Raw genomic sequence first — 15,749 nt, 5'->3', positions numbered from 1 at the left:
ATAGTCGGATATATAAACACATGTCCACCCGTAATGGGGGGATACCTATGTTACCTGGCATCTGCAATCAGACAAGCAGAATTCGTAGCTGGAGTGAAAGATTTCGGAAATAAACGCGAAAAAGGGAGCCAAAATGGCTCCCTGGAAGGCTTAACTGGCTTTTTTGATATGCGGGAGATCGAAGGCTTTGCGCAGTGCACGAACAAATGCTTTATCGTGGCAGATGGTTTTACCCGGGCTGTCAGATAACTTCGCCACCGGTTTGCCGTTACATTCCACCAGCTTGATCACAATATTGAGTGGCTTAACCTGCGGAATGTCGCATGTTAGCCGTGTCCCAATACCAAAACTCAACTGTACGCGGGAAGAGAAGTGGCGGTAGAGTTCAATCGCTTTTTTCAGATCGAGATTATCTGAGAAGACCAGCGTTTTGCTCAGCGGATCAATCCCCAGTTTTTCATAATGGGCGATGGCTTTTTCACCCCATTCCACCGGATCGCCTGAGTCATGGCGTAGACCCTGATAGCGGGTAGCAAACTCAACGCCAAAGTCGCGTAAAAATGCGTTCATGGTGATGCAATCGGTTAATGCAATGCCGAGTTGATCAGGGTATTCATTTAACCAGGCTGCCAGGGCTACGCGCTGGCTGGTGGCAAGTTCTGGACTGATTTGCTGATGAGCCTGGAACCACTCATGCGCCTGCGTACCCATTGGGGTTAATGACAGGCGGCGGGCCAGATCGTAGTTACTGGTGCCAACAAACCAGGGCTCTTGCTGCAGGCGTTTAACGATAGCCTGCTGTACTTCGCGCGAAAAACGACGACGCGTACCGAAATCCATCAAATGGAAGCGGAACATATCGACATCTTTCGTTAAAGCAGAGAATTCTACTAGTTTGCTTTCCAGCTCATCGAGTGCCTGCGGGACGCCTGATTCAGGTGAACGGTAACGGTGTACCAGTTCGCTAATCACCGCTAACAGCGGGACTTCCCACATGATCACTTCACGCCACGGACCGGTTAAGCGGATGTTTAGCTTGCCGTTATCATTGGTGACGCAAACCTGTTCCGGATTATAGCGGAAATCACGTAACCAGGTAAGGTAATCAGCTTTAAAGAAAGGCAGGCCGGAGAGCCACTGGTACTCATCCTCCTGCAGTCGCAGGTGCTGCATAGCATTCACCTGCTCACGAATAGAATCGGCATAAATACCGAGCAGGTCATCGCCACGGCAACGAAATTCAGCCGCTACTTGTACATCGTAGTAGTGGTGAAAAACGGCTTGCTGCATATGCAACTTATAAGCGTCTGTATCCAGCAGCGAGTGCAGAACAGGAGAAGCGAATTGTGTCATAGGTGCGCAGTAGCATCCTCTCACGGGAGCGTTTAGTACAATAAACAACTAAGAAAACCGCTGGAGTATACCCTGTTTAGCGATTTATTGAACCCCGATCACACCATAAGCTCTCTTTCTGGTCGAGGGCAATTCGTGCCACGTGTTATGAAAATGTAGCAAAAAGGGTGTTTGTGCCTGAAAAGATGAACATTCTGCGTAGCGCGATTTACGCAACAGGAATAGACTGAAGCCGAGACTCTATTAAAGATGCTAAAGGTTTTTTTATGACACAACAGCCACAAGCCAAATACCGTCACGACTATCGTGCGCCGGATTACCAGATTACTGATATTGACTTGACCTTTGACCTGGATGCTGAAAAAACCGTGGTCACCGCAGTGAGCCAGGCTGTCCGTCATGGCGCGTCCGATGTGCCCCTGCGCCTGAATGGCGAAGATCTGACCCTGGTGTCGATCCACGTGAACGACGAGCCGTGGACAGAGTATAAAGAAGAAGAGGGCGCTCTGGTCATTAGTCAGTTGCCGGAACGTTTTACGCTGCGTATCGTGAATGAAATTAGCCCGGCGGCCAATACAGCGCTGGAAGGGCTGTACAAGTCTGGCGACGCGCTGTGCACCCAGTGTGAAGCGGAAGGTTTCCGCCATATTACCTGGTATCTCGACAGACCTGATGTCCTGGCGCGTTTTACCACCAAAATTATCGCCGATAAAACCCAATATCCGTTCCTGCTCTCCAACGGTAACCGTGTGGCGCAGGGCGAACTGGAAAATGGTCGTCACTGGGTACAGTGGCAGGATCCGTTCCCGAAACCGTGCTATTTGTTTGCGCTGGTGGCCGGTGATTTTGACGTCCTGCGCGACACTTTTACTACCCGTTCCGGGCGTGAAGTGGCGCTGGAACTTTACGTCGATCGCGGTAATCTGGATCGCGCGCCGTGGGCGATGACCTCGCTAAAAAACTCCATGAAATGGGATGAAGAGCGCTTTGGCCTCGAGTATGACCTCGACATCTATATGATTGTCGCCGTGGATTTCTTCAACATGGGCGCGATGGAGAATAAAGGTCTGAACATCTTTAACTCCAAATATGTGCTGGCACGTACCGATACCGCCACTGATAAAGACTACCTCGATATTGAGCGCGTTATCGGTCATGAGTATTTTCACAACTGGACCGGCAACCGTGTGACCTGCCGTGACTGGTTCCAGTTGAGCCTGAAAGAAGGCTTAACCGTGTTCCGCGATCAAGAGTTCAGTTCCGATCTCGGCTCACGCGCGGTAAACCGCATCAGCAATGTGCGCACCATGCGTGGTCTGCAGTTTGCTGAAGATGCCAGCCCGATGGCGCATCCTATCCGTCCGGATATGGTCATTGAAATGAACAACTTCTATACCCTGACCGTGTATGAAAAGGGCGCTGAAGTGATTCGTATGATCCACACCCTGCTCGGTGAGGCTAACTTCCAGAAAGGGATGCAATTGTACTTTGAGCGTCATGACGGCAGTGCTGCAACCTGTGATGATTTCGTGCAGGCGATGGAAGATGCTTCTAACGTTGATCTCTCCCATTTCCGCCGCTGGTACAGTCAGTCCGGTACGCCGATTCTGACCGTGCGTGATGACTACAATCCGTCAACTGAGCAGTACACGCTGACGATCAGCCAGCGCACGCCGGCCACGCCGGATCAGGCCGAAAAACAGCCGCTGCATATTCCTTTCGCCCTCGAGTTGTATGACAACGAAGGGAAAGTGATCCCGCTACAAAAAGGCGGGCACCCGGTGAATTCTGTACTCAACGTCACCCAGGCAGAGCAGACGTTTGTCTTTGATAACGTCTACTTCCAGCCGGTTCCGGCGCTGCTGTGCGAATTCTCCGCGCCGGTAAAACTGGAATACAAATGGAGCGATCAGCAGCTGACCTTCCTGATGCGTCATGCGCGTAACGATTTCTCTCGTTGGGACGCGGCGCAAAGCCTGCTGGCGACCTATATTAAGCTTAACGTTGCCCGTCATCAGCAGGGACAACCGCTGTCGCTGCCGGTACACGTGGCTGATGCATTCCGCGCAATTTTACTGGATGAGAAAATCGATCCGGCGCTGGCGGCAGAGATCCTGACGCTGCCTTCAGTAAATGAAATAGCTGAACTGTTCGACATCATCGATCCGGTGGCGATAACCGAAGTACGCGAAGCATTAACCCGCACGCTGGCGGCCGAACTGGCAGATGAATTCCTCGCCATCTATAACGCTAATCATCTTGATGAGTACCGCGTTGAGCATGCCGATATTGGCAAGCGTACGCTGCGTAACGCCTGCCTGCGTTTCCTGGCCTTTGGCGAAACCCATCTGGCTGACACGCTGGTAAGCAAGCAGTATCGTGAAGCGAACAATATGACCGATGCGCTGGCGGCGCTATCCGCGGCAGTAGCGGCGCAGCTGCCATGTCGCGACGCGCTAATGCAAGAGTATGATGATAAGTGGCATCATGACGGTCTGGTGATGGACAAATGGTTTATCCTGCAATCCACCAGCCCGGCGAAAAACGTGCTGGAAACCGTACGCGGCCTGCTGAAGCATCGCTCTTTCAGTATGAGTAACCCGAACCGAATCCGTTCGCTGATCGGTGCCTTTGCAGGTAGCAACCCGGCGGCATTCCATGCGGAAGATGGTAGTGGATATCAGTTCCTGGTCGACATGTTGACTGAGCTTAATAGTCGTAACCCGCAGGTGGCGTCACGTCTGATTGAGCCGCTGATTCGCTTAAAACGTTATGATGCAAAACGTCAGGCGAAAATGCGTGCGGCGCTGGAACAGCTGAAAGGTCTGGAGAATCTCTCAGGCGATCTGTTCGAGAAGATCTCTAAAGCGTTAGCCTGATAATATTGCCGGATGGGTCCGGCCTACCATTCACGCGTAGGCCGGATAAGCGGTAGCGCCATCCGGCATTTTTAACCCTGCTTGCGTAACTGAACTTCATTGTCGCCACGCTGCATAACCCGGTTCAACACTTCCGCTTCCAGATCGGCTAACCGTCCCGATCCCAAACGGCGGGGGCGCTGAATATCCACCGTAAGATCCAGTCCGATTTTTCCGTCCTCAATCAGCAACACGCGATCGGCCATTGCCACCGCTTCACTGACGTCATGAGTGACCAGCAGTACGGTAAAGCCGTGCTCTTGCCATAAAGAGACGATCAGATCCTGCATTTCAAGGCGGGTTAGGGCATCCAGAGCGCCGAGGGGTTCATCCAGCAGCAGCAAACCGGGGCGATGAATTAATGCCCGTGCCAGGGCTACACGCTGTTTTTGTCCACCGGATAGCGCAGCCGGCCATTCGTGAGCACGACTCTCCAGCCCAACGGCGGCCAGCGCATCTCGGGCCGCATCGCGCCACTGACCTTTCAGACCCAGGCCCACATTATCGATAACCGTCTTCCATGGCAGCAGACGCGCATCCTGGAACATCATACGCGTATCATCCTGAATTTCCGCCAGTGGGGTGGTTCCGGCAAGTAATGCGCCTGAGGTCGGCGATTCCAGCCCTGCCAGCAGACGCAGCAACGTACTTTTACCACCGCCGCTGCGGCCAACCACGGCAACAAACTGTCCGGCCGGAATATGCAAATCTAATTGATTGAGCACTGTATTGACGGCGTATTGTTTTGTCACGGCGCTCAGCAACAGCGGTGTACCCTGGTTCAGGCGAGCGGTATTCATACGGTAGCCTCCTTTACATGATAAGCCGGATGCCAGCGTAGCCAGACTCGCTCCAGCAGTTGGGCGCTGACGTCGGCAAGTTTGCCGAGCAGGGCGTAGAGAATAATGGCCACCACGACCACATCGGTTTGCAGAAATTCGCGGGCGTTCATCGCCAGGTAACCAATACCGGCATTGGCAGAAATGGTTTCCGCCACAATCAGCGTCAGCCACATCAGCCCGAGAGCAAAACGCACGCCGACCATAATCGAGGGCAGGGCGCCGGGGAGGATCACATGAACAAACAGTGAAAAGCCGGATAATCCATAGCTGCGCGCCATTTCTACCAGTGCACGATCGATACTACGAATCCCATGCCAGGTGTTGATGTAAATTGGGAACAGCGTGCCCAACGCCACGAGAAAGATCTTGGCGGATTCATCAATGCCGAACCACAAAATCACCAGCGGGATCAGCGCCAGATGCGGTACGTTACGCAGCATCTGCACCGAGGTATCAAGCAGGCGTTCTCCCCAACGCGAAAGACCGCTGATAAGTCCCAGTGTCAGGCCAATCGATCCACCGATGGAGAATCCGATCAACGCGCGCCAGGAACTGATGGCCAGATGCTGCCAAAGCTCGCCACTGGCGGAAAGCGTCCAGAAAGCTTCGATAACACCTTCCGGAGAGGGCAGAATGCGAGTGGACAGCCAGCCCATTGAAGATGCGAACTGCCAGAGCGCCACCAAACCTACCGGTAAAAGCCAGGGCGCGAGGCGTAATAACCATCTGTTTTTCGGCGTTGCCATTAGCCGCTCCTTAGCTTTGCGCGACTTTGCGCGGGATAAATTCGTTTGCCACCGCTTCACCTTGTTGTTGCAGGTATTGCGGCTGCGGAATTTCCGGTATAGCAACATCCAGATGCGGAAACAGCAGCTCGCCAACCTTGTATGCCTCTTCCAAATGTGGGTATCCGGACAACACAAAGCTGTCGATTCCCAGCGCGGCATACTCGTTGATACGCGCCGCGACAGTCGGACCATCTCCGACCAGCGCGGTACCCGCGCCACCGCGTACCAGTCCAACGCCTGCCCACAGGTTCGGACTAATTTCCAATTTGTCGCGTTTACCATTGTGCAGTGCAGCCATTCGCTGCTGACCAACCGAATCCGTTCTTGAGAAGGCGTCCTGGGCTTTGGCAATGGTGTCGTCATCCAGGTGGGCTATCAGACGATCCGCTGCCTGCCACGCCTCGTGGGTTGTCTCCCGTACGATCACATGCAGACGAATACCAAAGCGGATCTTGCGCCCGAGCGCCGCTGCTTTGGCCCGCACCTGTTCAATCTTCGCTTTCACCTGTTCCGGCGGCTCGCCCCAGGTTAGATAGAGATCAACCTGCTCGGCAGCAAGGTCTTGTGCGACATCAGACGAGCCGCCGAAATAAAGCGGTGGCCGGGGTTGTTGTACGGGAGGGAAAAGCAGCTTCGCGCCGCGGACATGAATATGTTTGCCGTTGAAATCCACCGTTTCACCTTGCAGCAAGCGCCGCCAGACCTGAGTAAATTCAGCAGAGGCTTCATATCGTTCTGTGTGATCGAGGAACACGCCGTCACCTGCCAGCTCCTGTGGATCGCTGCCGGTCACCAGGTTAAATAACGCCCGGCCATTTGAGAGTCTGTCGAGCGTCGCAGCCTGACGTGCGGCAACCGTTGGCGAGGTGACGCTTGGGCGCAGCGCGACCAGAAACTTTAATCTCTGGGTGACCGGGATCATCGAAGCGGCGACCAGCCAGGCATCTTCGCAAGAGCGACCGGTTGGGATCAGGACGCCGGTAAATCCGAGACGATCGGCCGTTTGCGCGATTAGTTGCAGATAACTGTGATCGACCGGGCGCGAACCTTCTTCCGTTCCAAGATAATGACCGTCACCGTGTGTGGGTAAAAACCAGAACATATTCAGACTCATAATTTTTCTCCTGCCTGCTGAGTGGGTTGCCAGATACGCTGGCGAATATCGATTTTTTTCGGCACCAAACGGTTGTCATAAAACAGATCGGCGGTTTGTTGTTGCAGGGCAGCAACGGAGGCGTTGACTGGCACAATGGTGGTTGGCGGACGGTGATCCAGATAAGACGCAATCACCGGTTCGGGCAGCCCCATGGTTTTGGCCAGCAGGGTAATGCTTTGCTGGCGCTGGTTGAGCGTTAACGCATCGGCCTGGCTAAAGGTATCCAGTACGCCAAGTACAAAAGCGCTATTTTTCTCGGCATAAGGACGGGCGGCGAGATAAAACGAACCGGTTTGCTTAAGGTCTGAGCCGTCCTTCAGTACGCGTACATCACCTTGCAGTAACGCGGCGGAATAATAGGGATCCCAGATAGCCCACGCATCAACATTCCCTTGCTGAAAGGCCGCTCGCGCATCGGCGGGAGTCAGATACGTCGGTTGAATATCGGTAAATTTCAGTCCGGCCTGTTGCAGCGCCCGGAGCAGTAAATTGTGGGCGCTGGAGCCTTTCTGGAAGGCGACTTTATGTCCTTTAAGCTGCGCGACGCTCTGGATCGGGCTATTTTTTGGCACCAGAATCACTTCGGCTTTCGGTTTGGGCGGCTCGACGCCCACGTAAACCAGATCGGCCCCGGCTGCCTGGGCGAAAATCGGCGGAATGTCACCGGTACTGCCGAGATCGATACTGCCGATATTGAGTGCTTCCAGCATTTGCGGTCCAGCCGGGAATTCGACCCACGAGATTTTAGTCTGCGGATAGCGTTTCTCGAGTAGCTGATGGCTTTTGGCCAGCACCATACTGACGCTTCCTTTCTGGTAACCAATACGCAGAGCATCGGGGGCCGATTCTGCGGCATGCCCCAGAGTTGACAGCGACAACAACCCGGTCAGTGCCAGCCATGACGTGTGACGCCTGAGAAAATCAAGCATGAGCGGCACCTCGCAGGGTGTTCAGTTGAGGAAGTTGGACATCGCGACGATGCAACGCCAGCCAGAAGGTATCGAGCGCACTGTCCAGACGCTGCTGAAGGTTGGGCGTAAACTGAGGTTTATGTTGATAATCAATTACCTGTGAATCATCAGCAAACACACCGTGCAGGATCTCCTGGGCCTTTAATGCGCTCAGTACCGGTTTCAGCGCGTAATCGACGGCAAGTAAATGCGCCACGCTGCCGCCGGTCGCCAGCGGCAAAACCACTTTCCCTTCCAGCGCCCGCTCGGGGAGTAGATCGAGCAGGGTTTTCAGGGCGCCAGAGTAAGCGGCTTTATAGACTGGTGTTGCGACAATCAGCCCGTCTGCATCCTGCAATTGTTCGATAAATGTGTTCAGCGCTGGACTGTCGAAACGAGCATAGATCAGGTCTTCCGGGGAAAAATTGTGTAGGTTCCAGTGAAAGACTTCGACATCCTGACCGTGAAGTTTTTCTCGGGCATATTCCAGTAACGCACTGGATCGAGAGGGAAAGCGAGGGCTCCCCGCCAGAGTGATGACGCGCATAATTTCATTCTCCCCTTATAACTAATTGTTTGCTTTTGGTTAACATCGATAACAATTTGAGCAGTCTGGCAGAGAGATTTTGTTTATCGAAATGATTTATACGGCATAGAAAAGTTGGAAATTGAATAAAAAGGCAGAGGCAAGGAAAACGATTGCTATTTATTGCCGCAGGTCAATTCCCTTTTTGCTCGCGATAGCACATAATACGCCCCCGGTTTGCACACCGGGAATCCAGGAGAGTTCATGTACTACCCCTTCGTTCGTAAAGCCCTTTTTCAGCTCGATCCAGAGCGCGCTCATGAATTGACATTCCAGCAATTACGTCGCATTACCGGCACACCGCTTGAAGCGCTTGTGCGCCAGAAAGTACCGGCAAAACCGGTTACCTGTATGGGGTTGACGTTTAAAAATCCGCTCGGACTTGCTGCCGGACTGGATAAAGACGGGGAGTGCATTGATGCGCTCGGCGCGATGGGATTTGGTTCCATTGAGATTGGTACCGTGACGCCACGCCCTCAGCCGGGTAACGATAAACCGCGTCTGTTCCGTCTGGTCGATGCAGAAGGTCTGATCAACCGCATGGGGTTTAATAACCACGGGGTTGATAACCTGGTTGAGAACGTTAAAAAATCGCATTTTGACGGTATTCTGGGTATTAATATTGGTAAGAACAAAGATACCCCAGTAGAGAACGGCAAAGATGACTATCTGATTTGTATGGAAAAAGTCTATGCTTATGCTGGTTATATCGCGATTAATATCTCTTCACCGAATACGCCGGGATTACGTACGCTGCAATACGGCGAAGCGCTGGACGATCTCCTGACGGCAATTAAAAATAAGCAAAACGATCTGCAAGCGATCCACCATAAATATGTTCCGGTGGCGGTAAAGATCGCACCGGATCTTTTTGTGGAAGAACTGATCCAGGTCGCCGATAGTTTAGTTCGTCATAATATTGATGGCGTAATTGCGACTAACACCACCCTCGATCGTTCTCTTGTTCAGGGAATGAAAAATTGCGATCAAATGGGTGGTCTGAGCGGTCGACCGTTACAATTAAAAAGTACAGAAATTATTCGCCAGTTGTCTCAGGAATTAAAAGGTCAGCTGCCGATTATTGGCGTTGGTGGTATCGACTCGGTGATTGCTGCACGTGAGAAAATAGCTGCTGGTGCAACCCTCGTACAGATTTATTCGGGCTTTATTTTTAAAGGTCCGCCGTTGATAAAAGAAATCGTCAGCAATATCTGAATGCTACCTTAATCACAAACCAGGGCTTTATTTCTAGCCCTGGTTGTTTTATATTCCTTTACTGTTGCTTATTTAAACATTCTGAGCTTTTATTATTAGGGCAATAAACGAAGCGGCAAAAGGATACTGTCGTAACGGTGATGATTAAGGAAAGGAGAGAAACTGATGCGAATTAAACCCGACGATAACTGGCGCTGGTATTATGATGAAGAGCACGATCGTATGATGCTCGATTTAGCCAATGGCATGTTATTCCGTTCGCGTTTTGCTCGTAAAATGCTCACTCCTGATGCATTTTCTCCGTCTGGTTTTTGTGTTGATGACGCCGCGCTTTATTTTTCCTTTGAAGAAAAATGTCGCTACCTGGATTTAGCCAAAGAACAAAAAGCGGAACTGGTGCTTAATGCGCTGGTGGCGATTCGTTATCTCAAACCGCAAATGCCAAAAAGCTGGCACTTTGTCGCACACGGTATTAACTGGTCGCCGGTCGTGGGTGACGCAGCCTGTGTTGATTTAAGCGATACCGATGAACAGGTAAACCTGTTAGTGGTTGAGCCGGGTGAAAACGCCGCGCTTTGCCTGCTTGCGCAACCTGGCGTGGTTATCGCCGGGCGTACGATGCAGCTTGGCGATGCGATTAAAATAATGAATGACAGACTGAAACCGCAGGCCATTGTTGACAGTTTCAGCCTTGAGCAGGCGGTTTAGCTCTCCAGTCTGATTGCCGTTTTGGGAACACAGCTACAGCACAGAATCGTTCCGTCGTCCCCCATCGCTGATTTCTTCAACGGGCTAACTTCACCTTCTACCAGTCGAATTCGACAGCATCCGCAAATGCCTGCCCGGCATGAATAGGGAACCCGGATACCCTGGTTCTCCAACTGCTCAAGCAATACCTGCTGATTATTTCCGCGAAAGGTCTGTCCCTGCCAGTCAATAAGCACCGTGGCATCAGGTTGTTGTTCGGGTGTAGTTTCGTCTGATTCAGCCGCGCCGTACGCTCTGGCGGGGCCGGTTGCCAAAATTTCTACCTCATCGCCGACGCGAATAACGCCACTGTTACGCGCGATAAGATTCTGACCGAAATCGACATCGCCGTTATCTACCGCAGTACGGAAGGTTTGCAATGTGGCAAGCGGTTCACCGGATGGATGTTTCTGACCTTTTTCCGGGCTAACTGTCGTGAAAATACAGCGGCTACAGGGTTTTGCTACATCAAAAATGACGTCGCCAATACGAATCACTTTCCAGGTATCTTCTTCCCAGGCACCAGCTCCCGAAACCACTATATTGGGGCGAAACTGTTCCATTTTGACGCTTGCCGGACAGCGCTGTTGCAGATCGCGCAGGGATGCTTCGTTGGCCAGCAGATAGGGATAACCATCAGCGAAGGATAAAGGAACATCAACATGGCGTTTTACACGGCGCGTCAGCTGCGGGCCGACCCAGCGTAACTGCACTTCACGGGAGAAAAAGCCGCTAAGCCACTGGTTGATAGCCGCTGGCGCAACACGCGCGGTAAAATGGTTTCCCCATACTTCTGTTGGTGCATCCTGAGGAGCGAAATCGGCAAATCGTACGAGCGCACTGCTGCCGTCTGGCGCCGTAAGATGCAGCCCATCGTGGAATGGGGAAGGCGTAAAACGGACCATTTGTGGGAACTGGCGGGCGGTTATGAATGTTCCGTCAGGTTCAGTGATCATAAATATGCGATCAAAGGCGAGACCGCTAATATCTGCCAGGGCATGCGTAAGCCCAATGCCGCGCATTGATTTAACCGGATGAATAAAAAGTCGGGTTAACGTGACCACTGTACAGCCCCTCGAATGAAAATAAGCCTTCAACTTTATGACATACAGCCCATATTAGCTATAATGCGCAGCAATTTTCTCGGAGTAAAAGTGACATTATGAATTCTCTGTTTGCCAGTACGGCCCGCGGGCTGGAAGAGCTGTTAAAAACTGAACTGGAAAACCTCGGCGCGCTGGAGTGTCAGGTCGTTCAGGGTGGGGTCCATTTTAAGGGCGACACGCGGCTTGTTTACCAGAGCCTGATGTGGAGCCGCCTGGCCTCGCGCATTATCCTGCCGATGGGAGAGTGCAAGGTCTACAGCGATCTTGATCTGTACCTCGGCGTTCAGGCAATCGACTGGACAGAGATATTTAACCCTGGTGCTACGTTTGCCGTCCATTTTAGCGGACTGAACGAGACCATTCGTAACAGCCAGTACGGCGCGCTGAAGGTCAAGGATGCGATTGTCGATGCCTTTACCCGCAAAAATATGCCGCGTCCGAATGTGGATCGTGAATCTCCGGATCTGCGCATCAACGTCTGGTTGAACAAAGATACTGCCAGCATTGCGCTCGATCTGAGCGGTGACGGTTTGCATCAGCGTGGCTATCGCGATCGCGCGGGTCAGGCACCGATTAAAGAGACGCTGGCCGCGGCAATTGTTATGCGTTCTGGCTGGCAGCCGGGAACCCCGTTACTCGATCCGATGTGTGGTTCCGGCACGCTGCTGATTGAAGCGGCAATGTGGGCGACCGATCGCGCGCCGGGTCTGCACCGTGGATACTGGGGCTTCAGCGGTTGGGCGCAACACGACGAAGCCGTCTGGCAAGAAGTTAAAGCCGAAGCGCAGGTGCGTGCGCGTAAGGGACTGGCTGACTATACCTCGCATTTTTATGGATCCGATAGCGATGCGCGCGTGATTGAAAAAGCGCGTAGTAATGCTCGCCGCGCCGGTATCGCCGATCTGATGACGTTTGACGTGAAAGATGTCGCCAAATTGAGCAATCCGCTGCCGAAAGGACCCTATGGGACAGTTATCAGTAACCCGCCTTACGGCGAACGTCTGGATAGCGAACCGGCGCTGATTGCCCTGCACAGCCTGCTGGGCCGTACGATGAAAAACCAGTTTGGCGGCTGGAATTTGTCGCTGTTCAGCGCCTCGCCGGATCTGCTCAGCAGCCTGCAATTACGTGCCGACAAGCAGTTCAAAGCGAAAAACGGGCCGCTGGATTGTGTGCAGAAGAATTATCACGTCGCAGAGACCACTGCGGACAGCAAGCCTGCTACGGTAGCGGAAGATTATGCCAACCGCCTGCGCAAGAATATTAAGAAGCTGGAAAAATGGGCGCGTCAGGAAGGCATTGAATGCTATCGCCTGTATGACGCTGACCTGCCGGAATACAACGTTGCAGTAGATCGTTACGGTGATTGGGTCGTGGTTCAGGAATACGCCCCGCCGAAGACGGTTGATGCGCAAAAAGCACGTCAACGCCTGTTCGACATCATTGCCGCCACGCTGTCAGTACTGGAAATCGCGCCAAACAAACTGGTGCTGAAAACCCGTGAGCGACAGAAAGGCAAGAATCAGTATCAGAAGATGAATGAGAAGGGTGAATTCATTGAGGTAAGCGAGTACAACGCGCGCCTGTGGGTGAACCTGACTGACTACCTTGATACGGGTTTATTCCTCGACCACCGTATTGCGCGCCGCATGCTGGGGCAGATGAGTAAAGGTAAGGACTTCCTCAACCTGTTTTCCTACACCGGCAGCGCCAGCGTACATGCAGGATTGGGCGGTGCGCGTAGTACTACGACGGTCGATATGTCGCGTACCTATCTGGAATGGGCGGAACGCAACTTGCGTCTGAACGGCCTGAGCGGTCGCGCTCACCGTTTAATTCAGGCCGATTGCCTGGGCTGGCTGCGTGATGCGAATGAACAGTTTGATCTGATTTTCATCGATCCGCCGACGTTCTCTAACTCAAAACGTATGGAAGATTCGTTTGATGTGCAGCGCGATCATCTGGCGCTGATGAAAGATCTGAAACGTCTGCTGCGTAAAGACGGCACGATCATGTTCTCCAACAACAAACGTGGGTTCCGTATGGATCTCGACGGTTTGGCTGAACTGGGATTGAAAGCACAAGAAATTACCCAAAAAACGCTTTCCCAGGATTTTGCCCGTAACCGTCAGATCCACAATTGCTGGCTGATTACCGCAGCCTGAAAGGATAAATAAATGTCATTGATCAGTATGCATGGTGCATGGCTGTCGTTCAGCGATGCGCCGCTTCTTGATAATGCAGAACTGCATATCGAAGATAACGAACGCGTCTGTCTGGTTGGCCGTAACGGCGCAGGTAAATCGACGCTGATGAAGATCCTGAACCGTGAGCAGGGGCTTGACGACGGGCGTATCATTTATGAGCAGGATCTGGTTGTGGCGCGTCTGCAACAGGATCCGCCGCGTAATGTTGAGGGCAGCGTGTATGATTTCGTTGCCGAGGGTATCGAAGAGCAGGCCGAGTATCTCAAGCGTTATCACGATATTTCGCGTCTGGTGATGACTGATCCGAGCGACAGAAATCTGAATGAGATGGCGCGGGTTCAGGAAATGCTCGATCATCACAATCTGTGGCAGCTCGAAAGCCGTATTAATGAAGTGCTGGAGCAGTTGGGGCTGGATCCAAACGCCGCACTGTCTTCGCTTTCAGGCGGTTGGCTGCGTAAAGCGGCGCTGGGCCGCGCGTTAGTGAGTAATCCGCGTGTACTGCTGCTGGATGAACCAACGAACCACCTGGATATTGAAACCATCGACTGGCTGGAAGGGTTCCTGAAATCCTTCAATGGGACAATCATCTTCATTTCCCATGACCGTTCATTTATACGCAATATGGCGACACGTATCGTCGACCTCGATCGTGGCAAGCTGGTGACTTATCCGGGGAATTACGATCAGTATCTGCTGGAGAAAGAAGAAGCGCTGCGCGTAGAAGAGTTACAAAATGCAGAGTTTGACCGCAAGCTGGCGCAGGAAGAGGTCTGGATCCGTCAGGGGATCAAAGCGCGCCGTACCCGCAACGAAGGCCGCGTGCGCGCACTGAAAGCCATGCGTCGCGAGCGTGGCGAACGCCGCGAAGTGATGGGCACGGCGAAGATGCAGGTCGAAGAGGCGAGCCGTTCAGGCAAGATTGTTTTCGAAATGGAGAACGTGGATTACCAGGTTGATGGAAAGCAGCTGGTAAAAGATTTCTCCGCACAGGTACAACGTAGCGACAAAATTGCGCTAATCGGACCGAACGGCTGCGGCAAAACAACGCTGCTGAAGTTGATGTTAGGCCAGCTTCAGGCTGACAGTGGGCGCATTCACGTCGGCACCAAGCTGGAAGTGGCCTATTTCGATCAGCACCGCGCCGAACTGGATCCAGATAAAACCGTGATGGACAACCTGGCTGAAGGTAAGCAAGAGGTGATGGTTAACGGTAAACCTCGCCATGTGCTGGGTTATCTGCAGGATTTCCTGTTCCATCCGAAACGCGCGATGACGCCAGTGCGTGCGCTTTCTGGTGGGGAACGAAATCGCCTGCTGTTGGCGCGTCTTTTTCTGAAACCCAGCAATCTTTTGATTCTCGATGAACCAACGAACGATCTTGACGTCGAAACGCTGGAACTGCTTGAAGAACTAATTGATAGCTATCAGGGGACTGTACTGCTGGTAAGCCACGACCGTCAGTTTGTGGATAATACTGTAACTGAATGCTGGATCTTCGAAGGCGGCGGTAAAATTGGTCGTTATGTCGGTGGTTATCATGATGCGCGCAGCCAGCAATCTCAGTATGTGGCGTTTAAACAACCGGTCACGAAAAAAACAGAGGAAGCCGTTGCTCCTAAAGCAGAAATTGTCAAACGTGGCACGAGCAAACTAAGCTATAAACTGCAGCGCGAACTCGAGCAACTCCCCGCGCAGCTTGAAGAACTGGAAGCTAAACTGGAAAGGCTACAAGCGCAGGTTGCTGACGCCGCTTTTTTCAGTCAGCCACATGAGCAAACACAACAGGTATTAGCTAGTCTGAACGAAGCGGAACAAGAACTTGAGCAAGCCTTTGAGCGCTGGGAGTATCTTGAGTCTTTGAAGAACGGCGCATAATTT

12 protein-coding genes are annotated in these 15,749 nt (G+C 52.5%); 5 read left to right on the top strand and 7 right to left on the bottom strand.

The window, feature by feature from the left end; genetic code table 11:
• Positions 1–150: 150 nt before the first annotated feature.
• On the bottom strand, positions 151–1,353 hold the full coding sequence (gene pncB / locus OGX92_RS23005) for a nicotinate phosphoribosyltransferase (RefSeq protein WP_286587131.1): 1,203 nt from the start codon (positions 1,351–1,353) through the stop codon (positions 151–153).
• A 266-nt stretch (positions 1,354–1,619) separates the two neighbouring features.
• Between pncB and pepN the strand changes: the two genes are divergently transcribed.
• Complete coding sequence (gene pepN / locus OGX92_RS23000) at positions 1,620–4,232, top strand: aminopeptidase N (protein ID WP_149335624.1); 2,613 nt, start codon at positions 1,620–1,622, stop codon at positions 4,230–4,232.
• A 71-nt stretch (positions 4,233–4,303) separates the two neighbouring features.
• Here the strand turns inward: pepN and ssuB are convergent, their stop codons facing one another.
• Genes ssuB through ssuE form a run of 5 tightly spaced genes read right to left on the bottom strand, consistent with a single transcriptional unit; the run spans position 4,304 to position 8,554 of the window.
• The gene (gene ssuB / locus OGX92_RS22995) at positions 4,304–5,071 is read right to left on the bottom strand and encodes an aliphatic sulfonates ABC transporter ATP-binding protein (RefSeq protein WP_063940611.1); all 768 of its coding nucleotides are present in this window, start codon (positions 5,069–5,071) and stop codon (positions 4,304–4,306) included.
• Positions 5,068–5,859, bottom strand: coding sequence for an aliphatic sulfonate ABC transporter permease SsuC (ssuC, locus tag OGX92_RS22990; protein ID WP_149281417.1), 792 nt, complete (start codon positions 5,857–5,859; stop codon positions 5,068–5,070). Before ssuC ends, ssuB begins: the two co-directional genes overlap by 4 nt.
• A gap of 10 nt (positions 5,860–5,869) precedes the next feature.
• The gene (gene ssuD, locus OGX92_RS22985; protein WP_003831965.1) at positions 5,870–7,015 is read right to left on the bottom strand and encodes an FMNH2-dependent alkanesulfonate monooxygenase; all 1,146 of its coding nucleotides are present in this window, start codon (positions 7,013–7,015) and stop codon (positions 5,870–5,872) included.
• Entirely contained in the window at positions 7,012–7,986 is a 975-nt protein-coding gene (locus OGX92_RS22980) for a sulfonate ABC transporter substrate-binding protein (protein ID WP_126956782.1), read from the bottom strand. Before OGX92_RS22980 ends, ssuD begins: the two co-directional genes overlap by 4 nt.
• Positions 7,979–8,554 (bottom strand): NADPH-dependent FMN reductase, encoded by a 576-nt coding sequence (gene ssuE, locus OGX92_RS22975; protein ID WP_003831971.1) that lies wholly within the window; start codon positions 8,552–8,554, stop codon positions 7,979–7,981. The genes OGX92_RS22980 and ssuE overlap by 8 nt, the downstream gene beginning before the upstream one ends.
• A 243-nt stretch (positions 8,555–8,797) precedes the next feature.
• On the opposite strand from ssuE, the gene pyrD reads away from it, so the two are divergent.
• Together pyrD and zapC are read left to right on the top strand one after the other, a co-directional pair.
• Positions 8,798–9,808 carry a quinone-dependent dihydroorotate dehydrogenase gene (gene pyrD / locus OGX92_RS22970; protein WP_286587128.1) on the top strand — a complete coding sequence of 337 codons (1,011 nt, stop codon included), beginning with the start codon at positions 8,798–8,800 and terminating at the stop codon, positions 9,806–9,808.
• Positions 9,809–9,973: 165 nt separating this feature from the next.
• Positions 9,974–10,516, top strand: coding sequence for a cell division protein ZapC (zapC, locus tag OGX92_RS22965; protein WP_149335621.1), 543 nt, complete (start codon positions 9,974–9,976; stop codon positions 10,514–10,516).
• Here the strand turns inward: zapC and OGX92_RS22960 are convergent.
• The gene (locus OGX92_RS22960) at positions 10,513–11,619 is read right to left on the bottom strand and encodes a YcbX family protein (protein ID WP_126318582.1); all 1,107 of its coding nucleotides are present in this window, start codon (positions 11,617–11,619) and stop codon (positions 10,513–10,515) included. The genes zapC and OGX92_RS22960 overlap by 4 nt on opposite strands.
• A 98-nt stretch (positions 11,620–11,717) precedes the next feature.
• Between OGX92_RS22960 and rlmKL the strand changes: the two genes are divergently transcribed.
• A complete protein-coding gene (rlmKL, locus tag OGX92_RS22955) occupies positions 11,718–13,826 on the top strand; it encodes a bifunctional 23S rRNA (guanine(2069)-N(7))-methyltransferase RlmK/23S rRNA (guanine(2445)-N(2))-methyltransferase RlmL (protein WP_003831977.1) in 2,109 nt (702 codons plus the stop codon).
• A gap of 12 nt (positions 13,827–13,838) precedes the next feature.
• Positions 13,839–15,746, top strand: coding sequence for an ABC transporter ATP-binding protein (locus tag OGX92_RS22950; RefSeq protein ID WP_003831978.1), 1,908 nt, complete (start codon positions 13,839–13,841; stop codon positions 15,744–15,746).
• Positions 15,747–15,749 lie beyond the last annotated feature (3 nt).

Source organism: Citrobacter sp. Cpo089 (assembly GCF_030332695.1).
Classification (GTDB): domain Bacteria; phylum Pseudomonadota; class Gammaproteobacteria; order Enterobacterales; family Enterobacteriaceae; genus Citrobacter; species Citrobacter portucalensis.
Note: the sequence above shows the minus strand (reverse complement) of the source record. Positions and strands in the feature narration are given on the sequence as shown.